This window comes from Paenibacillus terrae (genome assembly GCF_000943545.1).
GTDB classification, from domain to species: Bacteria; Bacillota; Bacilli; order Paenibacillales; family Paenibacillaceae; genus Paenibacillus; species Paenibacillus terrae_A.
The window spans coordinates 1-21431 of record NZ_JTHP01000022.1 but is presented as its reverse complement, the minus strand read 5'-3'; the positions used below and the strand labels follow the sequence as shown (position 1 = coordinate 21431).

Sequence of the window (21431 nt, the reverse complement as noted above, 5' to 3'; positions counted from 1 at the left end):
GTTGGAAGTTCTTTTGGTCATGCTTATTGTTCAACCTAACAAATTCTCAAGCAAATTCATCAACGACCGTAAGGGATTGCCAATCGCCTGACCCGTCTCCAGCTCCACCTGCAATGCAGCATCAACCATAGATAACTGCGCCACAGCCAGCGTTCTGTCTGGTTCAGCCTCTCTCAGTTCATGCAATGAACGGACCAGCACTTCCATATATTCATCTTTGCGACCTTGCATAATCAGCTCAAAAGCGTGCTCCACCACCTTGACCTCTACCAACGAAGAGATATCTGGCTTACCTAACCGGGCCGCTATATGATAAAGACGTTTCATCGTCCCCTCTACCGTAGCCTGATTCGTAAATACCAAGGTTTGTGGCAACGGATCATCGCATATCTCATGGAAAAAGGGCTCATCCAGCGTTATCACGGGTGTAGACATCGTCAATTCAACCTTTTCCGCGAAGACTATATAATTCGTGCATGTAATCAAAATAACATCTATGCCGCTTTGAGCCATCCATTCCAGTTGCTCTTCTACCTTTCGACTGGCATCCACCGCCGAGAAGTTTGGATCAGATGAAACTCTGTACATGAGTGCAGGGTCCACAAAATGCTCCAGTTCCACCTCATAAGAGGCAAAAGCCCGTTCCACATAGGCAATGTTCGAGTGATGCGCATGCAGACAGCCTACCCGCTGTTTAAAACTCCCCATCATCCCATCCCCACTCATCATGTTTCCATCATTTTAGCAGGGATAGGGTAGTTGGGGAATCACCTTAAGGATCAGTCATGGCGTGAATGCCGTTTTTAAAACTTGCCGTTCGTATTTTTCCACTCTGCTTTAGCCGGAACGTCCTGAACTACATCCCAATGCTCTGCGACTTTGCCGTTCTCTACACGCCACATATCATAGACAGCAGTCGTGTTCCCCTCAGGCGATTTGGTTTCGCTCACAACCAGTACGAAGTTCCCTTCTCCAATGACCATATGCACCTTATCGTATCCCGAGGAATTTCCCTGGTTTCCATCTGCTGCGGGGAATAATTGCTTAATAACGGAAACACCGTCGCCGAAAAAGGAATTATGCTGAATGTAATGGTCACCGTTAAAGTAGCTTTCCAATGCAGCGCGGTTCTTGCCCACCAGAACATCATCCACAAACTTACGAATCAACGCTTTGTTTGCTTCGGTTTTGTTAAGATCTGAGATTTCTGTCGTTCCGTCAATCATCGTACGGCCGCTCGGATTGGCTGGAGCCAGCTCCTGACTGTTGTCCCAATGCTCAACAATCTTACCGTTCTTGTCGAACCGGAAAATATCAAACAATACGCTTGGTTTGCCATCATCCGTTTCCTTATAATGAACGGCTACATAGTCTCCATCCTGAATGATTCTTTGGATATCAACCTGTGTATTGGCTCCTTTCATTTGTTTAATACCTTCGATCAGACCCTCTCTACCGTTGGCAAAGCTCAGATTATGCTGGATATATTGATCCTTGCTAACCCAAGTTTCGGCCGCTTTCGTATCTCCTGTTTCAAAACTTTTCAGAATCTCAACAACCTTATCCTTGTTGCTTATCCCGATTTGCACGGTTTGGCTGGCCGGGTCCCAAGTCACTTGCTTGCCCCATGCCTCCTTAACGACATCCACCGGAACATAGGTCACCCCTTGTTTGGTTAAAATCGTCGAAGTGGACAGTGGCACCTTAATTCCATTGATTTGCGCTTCCGGACTTCCTGATACCAGGACAACGGTAGCCTGACCATAACGGATTGTCGTGCTTTGACGCGCTGTGTTGAACGTAATATGCTTGGAATCCAGCGGAATTCCCAAACTGGAGGCCAATTGTCTCAAAGGAATTAAGACCTGCTTATTTCTCACAATAGGAGCGATCTGATAAGCCTCTTTCTTGCCATCTACCCAAACCTGAATACCTGTAGCAGGTTTTACCTCGGCAGCTAAGGCCGGTACAGCAGAAGATAGCACGAGCAAGCCCGCGAGTGCAGCGGTAACCGTATGTTTTTTCATGAATGTAAGCCCCTCTCATCTTATAAAATAATATGGAAAACGATTCCCCTTTATGTAACAAACATAGTTACAGATTACCACGAAAAAAAATAATTCACAACATCCTCTCCTATCCTTTAAACCCCAATCGATTCTTTTGAAACCTCAATGCTCCCTCCTTTCAAATTTTTATACTTGTGGCCCATTAAACAGCACGCTACAACCTTAGAATATACAGAGGTTAGTAACCATGTATGTTTATGGGCTAATAGATGAATTTATGATGAAGCCACAAAGAAACGGGTTCTATCACCAAGCGAATGAACGCTTTTGAACAGAAACCCCGCTTCTTTACACGATTTATACCATTTATACCGATAACGTTCTCCGAAACTTAATGAAGCTCCCAATCCGCCAAATGGAGATATAGACGACCGCCATCGTAATCGCCAGTAGACTAATCTCGGTCGTACCCAAGCTACTAAGATACTGGGTCAAAACGACGCGAAGCAAAATAATGGAGATAATAATGTATTTAAAATATTGGTTCGGCTTGGGATAAATGTGTCCGTCGTCCCGTCTCTCATATGCCGTATGCAGCAGAATGACGTAACCAAACACCGCACCTAACAGCCCGGCAGCCAATAGCTCCCAAAAGGCGGGAAGCGCATGCGTTTGGCCAGGAATATGCATCAATTGGTACACAGACATCATCATGAGTGGGAATGCGATAAACAAGGGAAGCAAAAGACGAACTCCGTTTCCTTTGACCGGCCCCCCTCTTCTTTTGGTTCTCAACCAGATCATCAGCCCCACCAAAACAGCCAACAATGCATAGATGAATATCGTGGCCATAGTGAAACTCCTTTCCTATATATATGTCATTGGATCGTTTGCTAGATTGACAGCCTTTTCTCCAGCAAATAAGCGTTCAAGCGGATTAATGCGTATGCAGCAACCCAACTGATCAACACCGCAACCGGGAAATGCCAAGTAAAAGGAAACCATTGTCCTGTCTGAACATGGTCAAACTGCTCATAAAGCCCCTGATCGCCTGACCAATAAAAGACACTCCCGCCACCCATCAAAAGAATCCACAGTATCGGGCTAATCGGCCGCAAAGTGCTGTATTTGGTACTGGCCGTCAGCAGACCCAGCGCAATAACAAACGGTGTGAAAGCGATAATCATCACAAACCAGTTCAATCCAGCTATAATAAAGGACGCTGCATCCGCAAACGTATAAGGCTGGATGGTTGATGAGATGAACAGCGCGTACAGAGAACCTACCACAAACAGGAACAATGTCACGACCATGGCTTGTAAAATAGCGGCAATCCATTTGGCGCTAATCAGCCACATGCGCGGATAGGGCAGGGTCAGCCACCATCCGTAGGTGTCATTCTCCCATTCTCTTCTCAGACTTCCCACACCCATGAAAATGATCATGTACGGCAAGCCCAAGGTGACATACCACAGCCTTGTCAATTCGAGTTGGTTGTGAAGCGCGAAATACAAGGAAATAACGAACGCCGCAATTAGAAATAGTGAGAAATATACAAGTCTCCACGATCTGGGCAGTCGATTGCGGCTCTGCTTTCTCCAGCTTCCTTTATTTCGAAATTCATGGCGTATCAAATCTTTGAACAGCCCTGATGAATTCACGCCTTCCACTCCTTTTTGTACAAATTGCGGAACACCTGATTCAGTGATCCATGCTCTCCACGTAGATCATCCGAATCACCGGACCATATCACCCGTCCGCGGTCCATCATAATCGTGTAATCAAATAAGCCTTCCACTTCCTGAATATCATGTGTACTCATGAGTATGGATTGCTGCCGATCCTCCAAATAATCAATAATACCGGTCACGATTGCTTCTCTGGAGAGGACATCAATGCCAGCAAAGGGTTCATCCAGGATCATAAGCGGAACCTCACGCGCCAGACACAGAATCAGCAGCACACGTGCCTCCTGCCCGCGACTCAACCCGGTCATTTTCAACTCCAACTCTACGTCCATAAGATCAGCCAGCTTATGCGCATCCTTCATATTAAAGCCAGGCAAAAAGGACTGTCCCCACTCCAGTGTCTGCTGCACCGTATGATTGGGGTACCAGCGGGCCCGGTCAGGCAGGTAGGATATGCCACGGTTGGTTTCCCAACCGGGCTTTTGCCCCAACACGTAAAGCTCGCCTCCGTCCGGCCGAATCAATCCGGTGATCGCCCGAAACAAGCTTGACTTCCCGCAACCATTGGGTCCAAGCACCCCTACAATGCGTCCCGCCGGAATGACGACATCCAAGTGGTCCAGCGCTTTTTTACTTTCATATTGCTTCGTCAGATGACTCGCAACCACAATAGATTCCGTCATGCCCCTTCGCCTCCTTCCTCATCTTTCCCGTTCTGTTTGCTTCCTATATACCGCTGTACATCCTCCCATGACAGCCCCAGACTGCTCATCTGTCCCAGGAACTGATCTATATACGTCAGGGCCAGTTGTTCCCGAAAGCTGTCTACCCGCTCACTGGACGATGTAACATAGGTTCCCAAGCCGCGCCGCTTCTCAGTCAGTCCGTCCCGCTCCAGCTCCTGATACGCCCGCATCACAGTATTCGGATTCATACGCAATTCCTGTGCCAGATCACGAACGGACGGCATTTTGCTTCCCATTTCAATCTCCCCTTTGGCAATGGAGCTTCGTACCTGATTTAATATTTGTTCATATAATGGCTGGCTAAAATCAATTAAAAACCGAAGCGAGCCAACCCTTTGCTCTTCCATGGGTTTCCCCCCCTAATCCGCTGCATCTATCGTGCATATAGTGTATTATATCACTTAATACACATAATACAAGTAAATGTTCAGTTAAAATTTTAGTCATGCCGCCCAAAAAAACCTATTCAGCAAATGCTCAGCTTGCACTCAGACAGCATTCAAGTTCATATCTTATGATAAATCTCGTACCAAACACACCCTAACCGAAAGGTGGAAAATGAAGATGAAGAACACCAGGAAAGCAATTTTGGCTGGAACGATGGCATTGGCATTTTTAGGAGGCAGTGCACTGTACTCCACAGGCGCAGCCCATGCTGCTCCAACTACACCTGAGAAGGCTCCCACCGCAGACAAAGCACAGGCACCTAAGGGAAATCCCGGCGATGCTAACGGCCCTAAAATCGCAGGAGGAAACTTTGCCGAAAACAAAGCTCTCCTGAAATTATTGAAATTGTCCTCCAGCCAGTTGGAAACACAGTTGAAAGCAGGGAAATCCCTTGCAACGATTGCCAAAGCACAAGGCGTGAGCGTGAATTCCGTTATTGATGTGGTGGTTTCTGATATGAAAGCAAAGCTGTCTACGGAAAAACAAAACGGCAAGATTACAACCGCCGAATATAACCAGCGTGTCTCTAATCTGAAGCAGATGATTACAGATATGGTGAACGGCGTTAAACCGTCCAAGCCACCAGTAGACGGAAGTAAAACAGATGCGGCTAAAGCTCCTGTTAAGGCTGAAGCTAACAAGGCTCCAGTTTTCTAAAAAACTTTAGCTCATTAATTCACATTTATAGAACTATTTATTAATCAAACATAGCCACCCCCATGTTAAATAAATCTCCATCCGGCTTCCATGTACGGATAGAGGAGTAGATAAGCCTGTCCCCCTGCTGCTTTGCGGCAGAAGGGGACAGGCTTATTTTTCTTTTACCAAGACAATATGTGGTAGACTAGCTTGGTCAAGAGGTAGCATTTCTAAATCCAATTTCAAACCAAAGGAGTATGTAATGAAAACCAACCAACAGGAATTTGATGTGAAGGGAATAAGCTATATTATTAGATCTGCCATGGATAAAGATGCGAAGAGTTTGTCTGAAATCCGGTTGCAGATTGATGGAGAGACTGAAAATTTAGACAGAGAACAAGGCGAGGCCTTCATAGATACACCCGGTTTTGAACGGCTCATTGAAACAGATACCCGGAATAGCCGAAATCTTTTTTTAGTCGCTGTAGTTCATGATAAAATCGTTGGATTTTCAAGATGTGAAGGACATTCTCTGAGCAGAACCTCTCATAAAGTAGAATTTGGAGTATGCGTTCTAAAGGATTATTGGGGTTACGGGATTGGGAGAAATCTTTTAAAGAAATCTATAGCTTGGGCTGACTCCAACGACATCAAGAAAATAAGCTTACATGTTTTAGAAACCAATGATAAAGCTATTGAACTCTATAAAAGGTTTGGCTTCGAAATCGAAGGAATATTAAAAAACGATAAATTTCTTGCTGACGGTAAATACTACAACACCATCATCATGGGGAGATTTAGGGAGTGAGATTCGGTTCCAATAACAGGGTGTGCATAATAAAAAAGATCCTGTTCATCAGGATCTTTTATCTTTGGATCACCACATTAAACCTAGTAGCGATAATTATCATAATAATTACGATGACGATACGGATCACGCGGCTGCTGTGCTGCGGTAATCATCAAAAATATACCTGAAAGCAAATGCATTAACCATCCCACGAACGGAATCCATCCGACAACAGAGGTCACGATCCCTAAGATAGATCCATAATAGGCCTCCTTGTTTATCACCGACAGCACTAATGTAACGATATGGAAAATCATCATAAAAAACAACACGGTATACACGGAGTTTACGACGATGAGTCCGCCCAAAACAGGAATAGCTAAAAATAGCTCTAAACCGCCTGTAATCCATTTTAAAGTTTTCGATGGTGCCATGGTTCCACTCTCCCGTTGCTATTTCATCCCATCATTATATCTTATCGCTATGCGGGATGACATACATTTTTTAACAATCAATACATTCAAATCGTGACTACTGTCATCCCTTTTTCGAATGAGCTAAGCCCCGGGTACATATATGTGAGAAAGAACGAATTTTCGTGACTCTAAAGGGGTGAGCGCAATGGGATATTATGTTGAGGTAGAACGCGGCGTCAAGTTGTATGTAGAAGATACAGGAGAAGGTATCCCCATTCTGATGGTGCACGGCTGGCCGCTGGATCATCGAATGTACGAATATCAGGCGGCCCTGCTGCCTTCTTACGGGTACCGCTGTATTCAGGTGGATCTTCGGGGATTCGGCAGGTCAGATCGACCGTGGCAAAGCTATACCTATGATCGGCTTGCGGACGATCTGCTGGCTGTCATTCAGTCGCTCCAGCTAAGACAGGTGCGGCTGATTGGTTTTTCCATGGGAGGGGCTGTTGTCGTACGCTATATGAGCAGGCACCGGGGATTTGGAGTCACTCAGCTTATTCTTCTTGGAGCAGCTACGCCCCGTTTCACTCCATCCAGCGACTTTCCTCAAGGCACTCCGGTCACGGAGGTGGATAAGCTCATCAAGCAAGCCTATACAGATCGACCGCAACTGGTCACTTCATTTGGCGAACTATTGTTTGCCAACCCCGTCAGCCAGAGCTTACGCGATTGGATACGTGACCAAGGCTTTGCATCCTCTGTCCACAGCATGGCCTTCACTTTATATTCACTGCGTGATTCTGATTTACGTCCGGATCTGCCATATATCCGTGTACCTACCTGGATTTTACACGGGAAGCTTGATCAGGTCTGCCCTTTCCCACTGGCAATCGAAACCCAAAAAGGAATTGCCGGATCGAGGCTTATTCCTTTTGAACGAAGCGGTCATGCTGTATTCTACGACGCGCTCCCCGAATTTAATTCCACCTTACTGAGCATACTATCTTAACCTTCCCCCATGCCATAATCGGAGACCCAGGACATTCATATGTGAGGATTTTACAAAAATCCACAAAGCGACGTGTAATCAGGAATATATAGATCGAAATGATTTTATTCGTCTATATATTGTACCTTGGAGCGACTGGAATCGAATTTTTCAAAAATCCTGATGTACAAAAAAATAGCACCTTGCGGTGCGTTCTCCAAAAAAACAAAAAAGACGCCTCAGCGCCGTTAGCGGCTATGGGGCATCCTTCACTACAAACATATATCCAATTAGGATTGTTTGGTATGATTAAAGCTCGTATTATTCAAAACGGACAGCTTTTTCTCGCCCTTCACCATGGCAGAACCGCAAATGGGGCATGTCGGCTCGACAGAAAAAGCGAAGTTATCCCGCATCCATCCGTTGCACGTATCGCTGGCGCAATTCCAGACAGTTGTAATTTCCTCAGGAATCTCATCCATTGGCTTTTTCCGTGAATTGTACATAAACATCCCTCTTTCTTCATGATTTATAAAGCGATAAGATGTAATCAGTTCAAAAACGGCCTTGTGAACAGATAAAAACAAATGCCCCAAACGCTATGTTCGGGGCATCTGAAGTAGGCTGTAATTTTAAATTACAGTTTTACAACGTTCTCAGCTTGTGGTCCACGGTTTCCTTCAACTACGTTGAATTCTACGCGTTGGCCTTCGTCCAAAGATTTGAAGCCGTCGCCTTGGATTGCGGAGAAGTGTACGAATACGTCGCTTCCACCTTCAACCTCGATGAAACCAAAACCTTTTTCTGCGTTAAACCATTTTACTGTACCTGTTTGCATGGAATTACCTCCAAAATGTATTTATATGACCTTTATTTTTTACAAATAAAAATTCACATATTGCACAAGGTTATTTCAACCTAAAACAATAGCCCTCTACAATATGCGAATCTCAGGTCACAATTTCAATATACTCATATTACCATAAGTGTATTGAAAACGCAAGCACTGGTGAATTTAAATTATGCAGAGTGCTCTTGTCCTCTATTTATGTGTCCAAGCTGTATTCATCAGGCGAAAGTCAATCATCAACGCCTACTTAAAACAGTATATCCGCAACTGCTTCTTATTATACCAGCAAATGAAAAATAAATATACAAAACATTATACAGAAGACGAACTTTTTTCTAAAATATGCCCGTCTTCTGCATCCACTCTGTTGCGTTACCTTTTAACCAGCATCAAAGACCTGCCAATGCCTTAATTTCATCTGTTGTCAGCGCTTTGTTATACAATTGAACCTCATCCAGACTGCCATTAAAGTTGGCATCGGCGGCAAAGCGGCTTTTGCCGATATAAGCCTCGCTTGTCAGCAGCTCTCTCGGGTTAAAGGTAACGCTGTCATTAACAGCTACCTCTTCACCGTTTACATACAGCTTTCCGGTGTTCCCCTCCAGTGTAACCGCTACATGCGTCCACTGGTTCAAGGGCAGCGGTGCTTTGGAAAGCAAGCTTTGATCTGTACCTTCATGGATCGTAAACTGTAGCACACCGCTTCCTTGGGATGGGGTCAGAAACATATGGCGGCTCTGTCCATTTCCAAAGTCAAAAATCCGCTGCCAGGCTGCGCCGCCCTTCCAGTTTACCCACGCGGAAAAAGTAAAGTCCTCGGCATCCGTTACCATACCTGGCAGCTGCACGTAACCATCCTTGCCGTTCAAAACAAGAGCTCCGCCGGACTTCCCATCCTTGTCCCATGTGGCTCCCCCAAATGCCTTGCCATCATAGTTGTTGTATGTGCTGTCCACGACCGTTGTCCCTTGATCCTCACTCCATGAATAGTGCGCGAGTTGCGGACCCTGAGCCTGCTCGGGAACCGTGGCTATAAAGCTTTTCATCGCTGTTGCTTTGTCTTTTTTTATGGTCGCGGTCAATGTGACCGTTGCAGGCTGGGAGCCCGCTTCTGGACGGTACACTTCACCTGTCACGGAAATGTTCCCGGGACGTGAGGACTCCCACGAAATGGTGGTATCTTGTGTTCCCTGAGTAGGAAGCGTCAGATTATAAAAAACGTTGCTCGTATCGCCCAAGCTCAAATCCTTCTGCACCGCGGCTACAATTTTGCTGGCCTTCTGCTCAGGCTTCAACGTGCCCCAGACCGCAACACCCTTGGAGGACAGAGCAGTGAAGGCAAGCGTCTTGGTGCCCGTATCTGGATCAAGATGCCGCAGGAATACACCTTTGTACTTCGTGCCATCCGCCGTAATCTCCAACTGATTACCTGTACCAAGCTTCCATGTACCGCTCGCGCCGCCGGACAGTTTGCCGCCGCTTTCCAAACTGACGGTCACGGCTTGCTTAATATTGGCCGAGATTTCTTTCCCGTGATTTACATACGAGTATTGACCGAGGACATCCTTTTCCGACAACTTCTTCAGTGAATCCTCATCCCCAGAATAACGATAAGGAGCAACTACGGGCCAACCGTCAGCGTTCATGAACATTTCATGCACCCGCACTTCAAACTGTTCGCCTCTGCCCGGGAAACGGGAGTGAAAAATCAGAAAATGCTTTTTCGTTTTGGGATCGTAATAAGCCGAGTTATGTCCAGGTGAAACATAGCCTGTACCCAGTCCAGTACCCGAGTCCCCAATTTCTCTTGGAATCAGATAGTTCCCTATCAGCTTGACACCGTACGGCTCAATGGAAGCGTCATCAAAAAGAGGCTTGTCAGGGTTCGCCTTGACCTTGATCATATCGTTGCCCTCAGCATCGTAAAAAGGACCATCCGGTGTTTTGGATCGAGCCACACGAAGGTTGTATCCTCCATCTGCCGATAAGCCCCCATAAGACAGGAACAAGTAATAATAGTCCGTTTGCGGACTGTACTGTATGTACGGCCCTTCCATACGGGCATGGTTACCGCCTGTCAGCTTTTTCCCGTAGCCTTGTCCGGGCAGCGGCTTCCCTGTTTTTTCATCCATTTCCAGAATGAAAATGCCTCCTGAGTAGGAGCCGTATACCATCCACAGCTTGCCGCTCTTATCGTAAAAAGTGTCCGGGTCCACGACATTCGGATGCTTGGTTGCGTCATAGATCGTCCCATCCTCACCCGGTTGACCCCACATGCCAGATTTCAGGAAAATGCCTTTATTCTTATAAGGCCCTTCAATTTTATCAGCAACTGCTAGACCCATTGCTGAACGCGGGGAGTCACCCTTGCAGGCGTTATAGTACATGTAAAACTTTCCATCGGCCAGTTGAATGACATCCGCTGCCCACAGCGTGTCTGTCTGGGCCCAATCCAGCGCTTCTTTTAATTCCTCTTTGACGTTGGGGATCAATACATTACCATTCGCTACTCCCGTGGCAATCGTATCCCAATTCATGAAGTCCTTGGACTTGGCAGCCGCAAGATGGGAACCAAAAATGTAAAATGTATCTTTCACTTTCAGAATGGATGGATCATGTACGGAAGTTTCCTTGAAAGAAACGGTCTTTTTGCTTTGAATGGAAATGTTCTCTTGGTTTTGATCTTGAAGGGTAATCTGCCCCGCAGCTTGAATCCCATCTGTATCCGGATTGAGCATTTGTTCGGCGCCTGCAAAAGAGGCAGGCAGCAGCAGCGCACCCGCCAGAGAAGCTGCCGTTACCTTGCGAAAAAATAATGGCTTCATAAACTAATCTCCTCTCGTTTTTGAACATACCTGATTGTTAAACATAAGACGATATTAAGTAAGGCGGTCAGGATTATGTTTTTATTAGCTTCTTCACCCTCGAATTAAATGTCGTTCATCCCCCCCATCTTTCATTAAAGCGCTTTCAATTCATTCGGAAAATAAAAGTACCTTCCGTTAAGAAGGCGGATTCAAACCTGACGATTAACCATACCTCTATATTATTCAATGAATGTGGAAAATTCAATATGTAATTTTATATTTTTATAAATTTATTCATTAAATTATTAACATTAATAAACTAGTTGCGTATACACCTTTTTCATAACCATAATTTTACAAGTAAAATTCTATATCCTTCCTGCCGATATACTTAAAAGAACAATTTTGAATTACTTTAAAGTAAACCTTTAACTTTTATGGGGAGGTGAAAATATATGCAATGGTATTTAAAAGTGTTACAAAACTATGTAGGATTCCAAGGTAGAGCACGACGTACAGAATACTGGATGTTTGTTCTGTTCAGTATGATCGCGACTTTTATAATCAGTTTGATCGATGGTCTTGTGGGCTTAACTCCGATCTTGACGTACCTTTATTCTTTGGCTGTCCTGTTGCCGTCTCTGGCCGTTATAGCCCGTAGACTGCACGACACGGGCAGAACCGGATGGTGGATTTTGATCGGTTTAATCCCTCTTGTCGGTTCTATTATCCTGATTGTATTCTTATGCCAAGACAGTCAACCCGCTGAGAACAAATATGGAAAAAATCCTAAATTGTAATTGGTGCAGATGCCTGAGAACCTCTTTCACTCTTGTGAAAGAGGTTTTTTCATATTCCCCCTCCAATCATCGAAATTCCAATAGTAAGTTTATGAGAAGCCCACTGCGTCCATACTGGATTAAAAAGCATCCGCAAGGAGAGGGCAACATTCATGCGTTTTCGGAAAAGAAGCAGCCACAACAAGTTTAAAAAGCCACCTGTCCAGCACACCGAGAATAAGCCTGCACATTCAGAGGCGCAGCTCAGTCCAAATATCGGGTCAAATCTTCAGCGGATCAGACAAGCACTCGGTAACAGCACCGACATCATCATAAGAGAAGTTCGTATCGGCAAGGATGGTGAACAAATCATTGCGATCCTCTATACCGACGGTTTGGCGGATAAAAACGTAGTCTCCGACTTCATTATGGAGTCGATGATGCTGGATAGCAGCTTGTCCAGCGACGTGGAGAGTAGTATCCAAACCTCCTCCCATGTATTTCAGATTTTAAAAGATTACGCGCTGACCATCGGTGACATCCGGGATGTTACCAACTTTGAAACCTTATATAATGCTCTGTTGTCCGGGGATGCGATCATTTTGGTTGACGGTGAGACGCAGGGAATCGTGGCCAGCGCACGAGGATGGAAAGATCGCGGGGTCACCGAGCCCGCTTCGGAAAATGTCGTCCGTGGGCCGCGAGAGGGATTTTCTGAAACACTGCGCACGAATACGGCCTTGATCCGACGTAAGATTAAAGATCCGAACCTGTGGCTGGAAACAAAACAAATTGGCCGCGTGACCCAAACCGATGTCGCAGTCATGTATATCAAGGGAATCGTGGACCATAAATTGGTCGAAGAAGTGCATGAACGACTGAATCGCATTGATGTAGACGGCATTCTTGAAAGCGGGTATATCGAGGAGTTAATTCAGGACGAAACATTTACCCCTTTTCCAACAGTATACAACTCCGAACGCCCGGATGTCATCGCCGCCGAGCTGTTGGAAGGAAAGATAGCGATCCTGGTGGATGGAACCCCGTTTGTGCTTGTCGTACCCGCGCTGTTTGTTTCCTTCCTGCATGCGGCGGAGGATTATTATCAGCGTGCCGATATCAGTAGCTTCATTCGGGTTCTTCGTTACACCGGAGTCTTTATTTCCCTGCTTGGTCCGTCCTTATATGTTGCCATCACTACGTTTCATCAGGAAATGCTGCCAACCTCACTGCTGATCGGTCTGGCGGCACAGCGGGAGTCCGTTCCTTTTCCCGCCTTTATCGAAGCGCTCATGATGGAATTGACTTTTGAAATATTACGGGAAGCCGGCGTCCGCATGCCGAAGTATATCGGGGCAGCTGTCTCCATCGTAGGCACGCTCGTCATCGGACAAGCGGCAGTCCAGGCTGGGATCATATCAGCGGCGATGGTCATTGTCGTATCCATTACTGCGATTTCCAGCTTCGTTCTGCCTGCCTATAATATGTCCATTGCTTTCCGTATGCTGCGATTCCCTTTGATGGGGCTTGCCGCTTCATTTGGACTATTCGGGATTATCGTCGGTGGCATTGCTCTCATCCTGCATATGTGCAGCCTTCGTTCGTTTGGCATTCCCTATATGGCTCCTTTTGCCCCTTTAATACCGTCGGACACCAAGGATACCATCTTTCGGCTTCCTCACTGGATGATGATTACACGTCCCCGGCTAATTAATCAGAAGAATGTGAATCGCCGAAACAGCACCCCGCCCCGGAAACCACGGGAATAAAGCGGAGAAGACAGGAACAGACGGAAAGGAGTAGACAAGCATGAAACAGAAGACGGCATTTCTGTTCCTGATGCTTACACTCGTCTTGCTTCTGACGGGCTGTTGGAACCGCAGGGAGCTGAATGAGCTTGCTATCGCCGTCGGTATGGGGATCGATAAACATGGAGATCAATTCCGTGTCTCCGTCCAGGTTGTGGACCCCGGAGAAGCAGCATCCAAAAAAGGATCAGGCAGTAGGGCTCCAGCCACGTTGTACACCACGGAAGCGGATACTGTGCTTGAAGCCATTCGGAAAATTACGACGCTTAGTCCCCGAAAAATGTATTTTTCTCACCTGCGCATATGCGTAGTCGGTGAGTCGATAGCGACCGAAGGGATGGCAAAAGCTCTGGATTTACTCTCCAGAGATCATGAGTTCCGCACCGACTTTTATATTGTGGTGTCAAAGGGCACCAGTGCGGAGGACACATTGAAAATTATGACACCCCTGGACCCGATTCCGGCGAATGATCTTTTCTCCGCCCTGGAAACATCAGAGAAAAACTGGTCGCCCAGTATGACGGTAACCCTGGATGAATTGATTGCAGCTCTCACGAGCGAAGGAATGCAGCCTGTCTTGACAGGACTTCGGATCGTTGGCAATACCGAAATGGGAGAATCGAACAGCAATGTCCAAAAAATCGACCCACCTGTCCGTTTACAGTACTCGGGACTTGCAGTGTTCAGAAAAGACAAATTAATCGGATGGTTAGACGAAACGGAAAGCAGGGGCTACAACTACATTCTCGGCAAAGTGCAAAGCTCTGTCGGCTTTGTGGCCTGCCCCGAAGGCGGAAAAGTCGTTACAGAGATCATTCGAACCCAAACTGCCATAAAAGGAAGCGTGCATAGGGGAGAGCCCCGGATCAATATTAAAATGCATGTTGAGGCCAACGTGGGAGAAGTTGAGTGTCAGGCCCTGGATCTAACCAAAGTGAGCACGATTTATGAGCTGGAGAAGAAATTGGAAGAAAAGATCGAAGAGATTATGAAATCAGCCGTCAGAAAAGCTCAAAAATCGTACAAAGCTGACATTTTCGGATTCGGCGAAGCCATTCACCGTGCTGATCCGAAGACCTGGAATGCACTGAAAAAAAATTGGGATCGTGAGCATTTTGCAGAATTGCCTGTAGATATCAAGGTCGATTTCAAAATTCGGCGCTTGGGCACGATTGGCAGCTCATTCCTGAATGATATGAAGGAGTAACCTACCAAAGAAGGTGTTAAAAGATGCTGCCTAAAATAATGAACGTGCTGGGCATACTGCTGGTCGCTGTTGCAATCAGTCTGTTTGAGGTCCCGTATATGCGTAAGAAGGGGTTAAAAAAAGAGCTTTGGCTGTTTTACATCCTGCTATTTCTTGGGGTCGGAATCAGCAGCGCCAAGGCATTAAGTGGGTTTATTCCTACTCCTCTGGATTGGATCGCAGCCGTGTATAGACCGTTCAGCGATTTCCTGACCCATATCGGTTTAATAAAATAAGGCGAGGTGAAATTGGTGCCCGGGCAGATCAAAATCTCAGCACGTCAACTTATGATCTTGACGACTTTATATACGGTCGGGAGCGCAATCCTCATCATCCCGTCAGGCATGGCGGAGGTAGCCAAGCAGGATGCGTGGATGGCCGCGCTTGTCGGGGTCGTGGCCGGGCTCCTCATCTTGTATTTGTACATCAAGCTTGCGTCGCTGTATCCGCAGAAGACCCTGATTGGAATTATGGAAGCCCTGCTCGGAAAGTGGCTAGGCAAAGCTGTCGGTCTTCTGTTTTTCGCCACATTTTTCATCAATGCTCCTGTTCCCGTTTTATTTTATCTGGGGAATTTTATGACCACTCAAATGATCCCGGAAACACCAATACAAGCGGTCAACATCCTTTTTGCGCTTATTATATTGTTGGCTGTCCGCCTGGGACTGGAAGTGATAGCTCGTTCTGCCGAACTGATGTTTCCGTTATTTATTCTGCTTTATATTTCTTTTACGGGTTTGATAGTGTCCAATATTAAATTGGAAAATGTTCAACCTGTACTGGAGGCTGGAGTCGGGCCTATTGGGTCTGCTGCCCTGTCCTTTGTCAGCACAGCGTTTCTGCCTCACATCATTCTGCTCATGATCTTCCCGGCTTCTGTCAATCGTTTCGACCAAGCCCGTAAAGCTATTTTCACAGGAAGCCTGATTGGCGGATTGATGTTGGTCGTGGTCGTTTCATTGGCTATTTTGGTACTAGGTCCTGATCTAACCTCAAGAAATATATATCCAAGCTATGCGTTAGCCAAAAAAATTAGTATTGGAAATTTTCTACAGCGTATCGAAGCGATCATGGCTACCATGTGGTTTATTTCGCTCTTTTTCAGGATCACGTTGTATATGCACTCCATTGTGACAGCCATAACCCAAATCTTTCGCTTGAAAAATGACCGCCAGCTAGTGCTTCCTCTCGGCATTCTTTTAGTCGCCTTGTCGACCATCGTATATCCCAATGTGCCTTATCAACAAGCCTATGATACCAAGACGTGGATTCCTTATATATTATCGTTGGGGTTGTTTTTTCCCTTACTGCTGCTCAGTATACATGCCCTGAAAAGGCTGGGGACAAACAAGAATAACAAGCCGGATGATAAACGTGAAAATAGAGGTGAGGATGGTGCATAAGCAAGTCAAAATCTCCACACGTCAATTGTTGATCTTAACAATATTATTTACAATCGGCACTGCAATTCTCGTCATCCCTTCCGTTATGGCCGCTACAGCTAAACAGGATGCATGGATCGCTGCACTCGTCGGAGTGGGTGCCGGGCTGCTGTTGATATGGCTGTACAACACGATCACCATCCTGTATCCGCAGATGACCCTGATCGAAATCATGGAGACCCTTTTGGGCAAGTGGTTGGGGAAATCCATTGCTCTGCTGTTTATGATTACGTTTTTTATCGGTGGCCCTGCTGCGGTGTTGTATGATTTGGGGAATTTTTTGACTACTCAAATGATGCCGGAAACGCCGATTCAAGCGGTCAACATCCTTTTTGCGCTCATTGTATTAATGGGCGTACGCCTTGGACTGGAAACGTTAGCCCGTTCTGCTGAACTATTGTTTCCGTTGTTCATTCTGCTGTATACGGCTTTTGTCGTTTTAGTCGTGTCCAATATCAAGCTGGAGAACGTCCAACCGGTGCTGGAGAAGGGAGTTGGACCCATTTGGTCTGCTGCCTTGTCCTTTATTAGTATTGCATTTCTGAGCCATATTGTTTTGCTCATGATTTTTCCGTTTGTAGATCGCCCCGTTCAAGCCCGTAGAGCTTTTTTAACAGGAGGCCTGATTGGCGGGTTGGTGCTTGTTGTACTCATTGTATTGGCCGTTTTGGTTTTTGGCCCTGATTTAACAGCAAGAAATATATATCCGAGCTATTCATTAGCCAAAAAAATAAACATTGGAAATTTTCTTCAGCGTATTGAAGCGATCATGGCCGCCATGTGGTTTATTTCGCTCTTTTTCAGGCTGGCTCTGTATATGCACTCGATTATGATCGCGATAAGCCAAATCTTTAATCTGAAAGATGAGCGTCCGCTGATCTTCCCTATCGGGATGATCCTGATCGTTATGTCGGTGATCATTTACCCGAATGTCCCGTACCAGCAATCCTGGGATGCAAAAATATGGACACCTTATGTCTTATCTATAGGCCTCTTTCTGCCTCTGCTGCTGCTCTGTATTCACGGGATACGTAAACTCTGGTCCAGAAAAAAAACAGGGTCCGAAGGATAGACCTTATTCATCGTACGAGCCATCCTACGAGCATCTGTGAAATTTTTTTGCTGTTACCTGTTTACAATGTGAACTTTTAGTTTATTTTAAACGAGTATTAAGCTGGCGCTAAGATTGGGCGTGTATGATGTATTTAAGAATCTGGTAACTACATAAAAGCCAGATGGGCTAAAAGCATGAATATTACTCCCGTTGGATATCCATATACCGTTCCACCCTGTCAGAATTTTAAAGAAATCAAAAGGAGACTTTACTCTTATGAATCGAAAACGAATCATGGTTATCTGCACCTTGTTACTGGCGTTGTCTATTGGGCAGTCCTCTACATGGGGAAGTCGGGCCAATGCTTCTGCACTGGCTCCAGAGAGAGCCCTTCAGCTACAGGATAGTGAGGCTTCCAAGGATGATGAGTTGCTGGAAACACTGGGTGTATCCTCGGATGAGCAATTGTATGATGCGTTATATAACGGTCAAACCTTGGCAGATATTGCACAATATAATGAACGGGACGCTCAAGCTGTCGTTGATTTACAGGTGGCTCAGTTGACAGAGCAGCTGGATCAACGGCTGGCCAGCAAGAGCATTACGCCTGAACAGTACCAAGCCCATAAGGCAGAGTTGACGCAGGTCGTTGCCAAGAGTGTGTTTGGACTGTAAAAATAAGTCCATGTAAAAAGGCGCTGAGCCCGTTGGGGATCAGCGCCTTTCTGCTGTCTGTATCTACGCTTACACTTGATGTACTCGAATCAGGTTGGTGGCACCGGCCTCGGCAACAGGAACGCCTGCCGACACGACAACGGTGTCTCCTTTTTGAATATACCCTGCATTCAGGGCGTTGCGTATGGAGGATTCGAACATTTCATCCGTCGTCACTACTTTATCGCCTTTGACAGGGAATACCCCGGATAACAGACAAATTTTAGCGAACACCGTATTGTTCGGGGTAACTGCAATAATTGGAGCCTTTGGACGATATTTGGACACCATACGGGCCGTGAAGCCGCTGGCCGTAGAAGTAATAATCGCTTTGGCATCCAGCTCCAGGGACGAACTAACCGCACCTTGACTGATGACCTCGGTAATGTTCGTGCTTTGGCGTGCTCTGCGCTTATCGAACTGCTCTTGATAATCAAATTGAGATTCAGCTCTGGCAGCTACGGCAGCCATCGTCCGCACGGACTCGACAGGGTATTTACCCGCAGCGGATTCGCCCGACAGCATAACCACATCGGCTCCTTGCATAACAGCGTTAAACACGTCACTAACTTCGGCTCTCGTCGGACGCGGGTTTACCTGCATGGATTCCAGCATGTGTGTAGCCACGATCACCGGCTTGCCAACCAGGTTGCACTTGTCGATCATTTCCTTTTGCATCACAGGTACGTCTTGAATCGGCACTTCGACGCCCAGATCACCACGGGCTACCATAATACCGTCCGAAGCCTTGATAATATCATCGAGGTTTTCCATACCTTCGGCATTTTCAATTTTAGAATAAATTTGTACATGCTCGGCGTTGTGGCCCTTCAAAATCTCACGGATCTCACGGATATCATCGCCTTTACGCACAAAAGAAGCCGCAATAAGCTCGATACGCTGCTCCACTCCGAATTGGATGTGCTTCACATCGCGCTCTGTTACGCCCGGAAGGGTCGTATGAATCCCTGGCAGGTTCACACCTTTTCTCGGTTTCAAAATTCCGCCGCTTACAATGGTACAGATCATTTCGGTTCCCTCAATAGAGGCTACAGTCAGATCGACCAAGCCATCATCAATGAGAATACGGTCGCCAGCTTTGATATCCTTTGGCATATCCGGGTAGTTGACCGAAATACGATGCTCGTCCCCCAAAATTTCTTCCGTGGTCAAAATAAGCTGGCTACCTGGCTTCAGCAGACAGGACGCTTCTTTCAGCTTGCCAATCCGAATTTCCGGTCCCTTGATATCCATCATGACGGGAATAAAGGTGTTCAGTTCCTTCGCAGCCTGCCGCACATTTTCAATACGTTTAACGTGATCTTCCAGCTCCCCGTGAGCCATGTTCAAGCGGGCTACTGTCATACCGGCCTGGATCATTTCTTTTAACAAATGAATGGAGTCGCAGGCAGGTCCCATAGTACAGATAATTTTCGTTTTAAGCATAGTAATGTCATCCTCCTGAATGTCTTTACTGTTTGGTTTCTATCCACTTTCACTTCAGAATTTTTGCAAAATCCTCAGTTCTCTATCTATTAAACTTCTATGGTTCTATTTTACTTGCACCCGTGCGCCAAGACTATGAACTATAGTATGATGAATGTACTACAGTACAATACATTTTTAAGACATCGGAGAGTGGGCCTCGTGATTACAATGACGGACATGCGACAGGACCATGGTATAGACTGGTACGAAAAGGCTGGCCCGAATAGCAGCGACGATGACTTACTGTTCATTTTGGTTACCTTTGGAAAATGTGTATATTGGGTGAACGGTTGCAAGTTTATTCTCGGCAAGGGAGAAGCGCTGATTCTGCCCGGACATTTGCCTTACTACGGCAAGAGCATTCCTACACTTTTTCATACCAAGTATGTGATACATTGCCACAAAACATGTACGAACCACGCACTTCCCCTACTGAATACAGGCCAGCCGTTGCTGATCAAGCTGGGATGCTACGATATGCTGCATGAACGGATCAAGTCGGTGTACTACCAATGGACGGAGCGTCCGAGCTACTATGCATTGATGGCTGACTGCTTGCTGACCGAAGCGATGATTTATATCAATCAGGAATGGGACAAGGGTGCCGTTTCTTGCGATAAAGAGAAACATGTAGAGCATATGAAGCAGTATATTCAGAATCATTATCGGGAAAAGGTGACGAAGGAGGAGCTTGGCGACGCCATCCGTAAAACGCCCAACTACGCAGCCACACTGCTGCGCGAGGTAACACGCCAAACGATCAGCGAGCATGTACATACGCAACGTATTAAAACCGCCATCTACATGCTGACCGAGTCCCGACTGACGATTCGTGAAATTTCAGAGTATGTGGGGTATAGTGATGTTTCCTATTTTCATCGGATATTCAAACGGCTTACAGGCTGCTCCCCATCCGAGTTTCTGGATGAACGGTCTTCGATTGTCTAGCTTGTCTTGTACGGTGGAAAGAGAAGGCGGTAAAAGGATGGAAAAGGTTGCGAAACTTCGTACTTTAAATGTATGTTGGATGCAACTGGATAGACAACAGTTACCACATTTTATAAAGTGCGAATGTGAAGCTCACATAAAAACCCCGGTTCCTTCGCACCTCGAAATTTGTCGAAAAAGGCTTGGATGGGTTGTGATGGGTGAATGTCAATGCTTGATTCAAGCCTTTTCGGCATCGTTTATTGCGAAAATGTATGATATTGATACCATTAGGGTATAAATCACTGCATTTTCGCTGTCGCACTCCATATGAGTGCGTGGATTGAAATTGGAGCAGAGAAAAGCGAGGCGTACAGCGCGTACAGCGTCGCACTCCATATGAGTGCGTGGATTGAAATGTCGGGAAACATTAGAGGTCGGCCAGAGTACGATGTCGCACTCCATGTGAGTGCGTGGATTGAAATACGAACCAAGAATGGAGAGAAAAGTCCATCATTGATCGTCGCACTCCATGTGAGTGCGTGGATTGAAATTGTTTTTCCTTGTCTGTAGTGTCCATTTAGTCGTCGTGT

General features: G+C 46.1%; 23 protein-coding genes. 12 read left to right on the top strand and 11 right to left on the bottom strand.

The genetic code is table 11. From position 1 onward, the window contains the following. Positions 1-30: 30 nt before the first annotated feature. The 6 genes from QD47_RS12665 to QD47_RS12640 form a co-directional block, all read right to left on the bottom strand. Positions 31-708, bottom strand: a complete 678-nt coding sequence (locus QD47_RS12665; RefSeq protein WP_044646469.1) for a hypothetical protein — start codon at positions 706-708, stop codon at positions 31-33. Positions 709-803: 95 nt separating this feature from the next. Beyond that, a complete protein-coding gene (locus tag QD47_RS12660) occupies positions 804-2027 on the bottom strand; it encodes a stalk domain-containing protein (protein WP_044646468.1) in 1224 nt (407 codons plus the stop codon). Between the two features lie 348 nt (positions 2028-2375). After that, positions 2376-2861 (bottom strand): cytochrome c biogenesis protein CcdC, encoded by a 486-nt coding sequence (locus tag QD47_RS12655; protein ID WP_044646467.1) that lies wholly within the window; start codon positions 2859-2861, stop codon positions 2376-2378. Positions 2862-2902: 41 nt separating this feature from the next. Next, on the bottom strand, positions 2903-3670 hold the full coding sequence (locus QD47_RS12650; RefSeq protein ID WP_044646466.1) for an ABC-2 transporter permease: 768 nt from the start codon (positions 3668-3670) through the stop codon (positions 2903-2905). Next, a complete protein-coding gene (locus QD47_RS12645; RefSeq protein ID WP_044646465.1) occupies positions 3667-4380 on the bottom strand; it encodes an ABC transporter ATP-binding protein in 714 nt (237 codons plus the stop codon). Before QD47_RS12645 ends, QD47_RS12650 begins: the two co-directional genes overlap by 4 nt. Beyond that, positions 4377-4790, bottom strand: a complete 414-nt coding sequence (locus QD47_RS12640) for a GntR family transcriptional regulator (protein WP_044646464.1) — start codon at positions 4788-4790, stop codon at positions 4377-4379. Before QD47_RS12640 ends, QD47_RS12645 begins: the two co-directional genes overlap by 4 nt. 217 nt (positions 4791-5007) lie before the next feature. Between QD47_RS12640 and QD47_RS12635 the strand changes: the two genes are divergently transcribed. Together QD47_RS12635 and QD47_RS12630 are read left to right on the top strand one after the other, a co-directional pair. After that, entirely contained in the window at positions 5008-5547 is a 540-nt protein-coding gene (locus QD47_RS12635; protein ID WP_044646463.1) for a hypothetical protein, read from the top strand. A 244-nt stretch (positions 5548-5791) separates the two neighbouring features. Beyond that, positions 5792-6337, top strand: a complete 546-nt coding sequence (locus QD47_RS12630) for a GNAT family N-acetyltransferase (protein WP_044646462.1) — start codon at positions 5792-5794, stop codon at positions 6335-6337. A gap of 83 nt (positions 6338-6420) precedes the next feature. Here QD47_RS12630 and QD47_RS12625 read toward each other — a convergent pair whose 3' ends face one another. Further along, on the bottom strand, positions 6421-6753 hold the full coding sequence (locus QD47_RS12625) for a hypothetical protein (protein ID WP_044646461.1): 333 nt from the start codon (positions 6751-6753) through the stop codon (positions 6421-6423). A 187-nt stretch (positions 6754-6940) separates the two neighbouring features. Between QD47_RS12625 and QD47_RS12620 the strand changes: the two genes are divergently transcribed. Beyond that, positions 6941-7744 carry an alpha/beta fold hydrolase gene (locus tag QD47_RS12620; RefSeq protein WP_044646460.1) on the top strand — a complete coding sequence of 268 codons (804 nt, stop codon included), beginning with the start codon at positions 6941-6943 and terminating at the stop codon, positions 7742-7744. A gap of 269 nt (positions 7745-8013) precedes the next feature. Here QD47_RS12620 and QD47_RS12615 read toward each other — a convergent pair whose 3' ends face one another. From QD47_RS12615 to QD47_RS12605, 3 genes are all read right to left on the bottom strand, one after another. Next, a complete protein-coding gene (locus tag QD47_RS12615; RefSeq protein WP_044646459.1) occupies positions 8014-8229 on the bottom strand; it encodes a cold-shock protein in 216 nt (71 codons plus the stop codon). A gap of 131 nt (positions 8230-8360) precedes the next feature. After that, entirely contained in the window at positions 8361-8561 is a 201-nt protein-coding gene (cspD, locus tag QD47_RS12610; protein WP_013308356.1) for a cold-shock protein CspD, read from the bottom strand. 401 nt (positions 8562-8962) lie between these two features. Then, positions 8963-11398, bottom strand: coding sequence for a LamG-like jellyroll fold domain-containing protein (locus QD47_RS12605; RefSeq protein WP_044646458.1), 2436 nt, complete (start codon positions 11396-11398; stop codon positions 8963-8965). 437 nt (positions 11399-11835) lie between these two features. Here QD47_RS12605 and QD47_RS12600 point away from each other — a divergent pair, with 437 nt between their 5' ends. From QD47_RS12600 to QD47_RS12570, 7 genes are all read left to right on the top strand, one after another. Then, complete coding sequence (locus tag QD47_RS12600; protein ID WP_044646457.1) at positions 11836-12180, top strand: DUF805 domain-containing protein; 345 nt, start codon at positions 11836-11838, stop codon at positions 12178-12180. Positions 12181-12332: 152 nt separating this feature from the next. After that, positions 12333-13928: a spore germination protein gene (locus QD47_RS12595; protein ID WP_044646456.1), complete on the top strand. Its 1596-nt coding sequence runs from the start codon at positions 12333-12335 to the stop codon at positions 13926-13928. Between the two features lie 40 nt (positions 13929-13968). After that, positions 13969-15174 carry a Ger(x)C family spore germination protein gene (locus QD47_RS12590; protein ID WP_044646455.1) on the top strand — a complete coding sequence of 402 codons (1206 nt, stop codon included), beginning with the start codon at positions 13969-13971 and terminating at the stop codon, positions 15172-15174. A 23-nt stretch (positions 15175-15197) separates the two neighbouring features. Continuing rightward, complete coding sequence (locus QD47_RS12585) at positions 15198-15449, top strand: hypothetical protein (RefSeq protein WP_044646454.1); 252 nt, start codon at positions 15198-15200, stop codon at positions 15447-15449. A gap of 15 nt (positions 15450-15464) precedes the next feature. Further along, positions 15465-16616: a GerAB/ArcD/ProY family transporter gene (locus QD47_RS12580; protein ID WP_052646768.1), complete on the top strand. Its 1152-nt coding sequence runs from the start codon at positions 15465-15467 to the stop codon at positions 16614-16616. Further along, positions 16606-17727 (top strand): GerAB/ArcD/ProY family transporter, encoded by a 1122-nt coding sequence (locus QD47_RS12575; protein WP_052646767.1) that lies wholly within the window; start codon positions 16606-16608, stop codon positions 17725-17727. Before QD47_RS12580 ends, QD47_RS12575 begins: the two co-directional genes overlap by 11 nt. 258 nt (positions 17728-17985) lie before the next feature. Beyond that, entirely contained in the window at positions 17986-18384 is a 399-nt protein-coding gene (locus QD47_RS12570; RefSeq protein ID WP_044646453.1) for a hypothetical protein, read from the top strand. A 69-nt stretch (positions 18385-18453) separates the two neighbouring features. Here the strand turns inward: QD47_RS12570 and pyk are convergent, their stop codons facing one another. Further along, positions 18454-19869, bottom strand: a complete 1416-nt coding sequence (gene pyk / locus QD47_RS12565; protein WP_044646452.1) for a pyruvate kinase — start codon at positions 19867-19869, stop codon at positions 18454-18456. 201 nt (positions 19870-20070) lie between these two features. Between pyk and QD47_RS12560 the strand changes: the two genes are divergently transcribed. Next, positions 20071-20859 carry a helix-turn-helix transcriptional regulator gene (locus QD47_RS12560; protein ID WP_044646451.1) on the top strand — a complete coding sequence of 263 codons (789 nt, stop codon included), beginning with the start codon at positions 20071-20073 and terminating at the stop codon, positions 20857-20859. A gap of 309 nt (positions 20860-21168) precedes the next feature. Then, positions 21169-21411: a hypothetical protein gene (locus tag QD47_RS12550; RefSeq protein WP_044646449.1), complete on the top strand. Its 243-nt coding sequence runs from the start codon at positions 21169-21171 to the stop codon at positions 21409-21411. Positions 21412-21431: the final 20 nt, after the last annotated feature.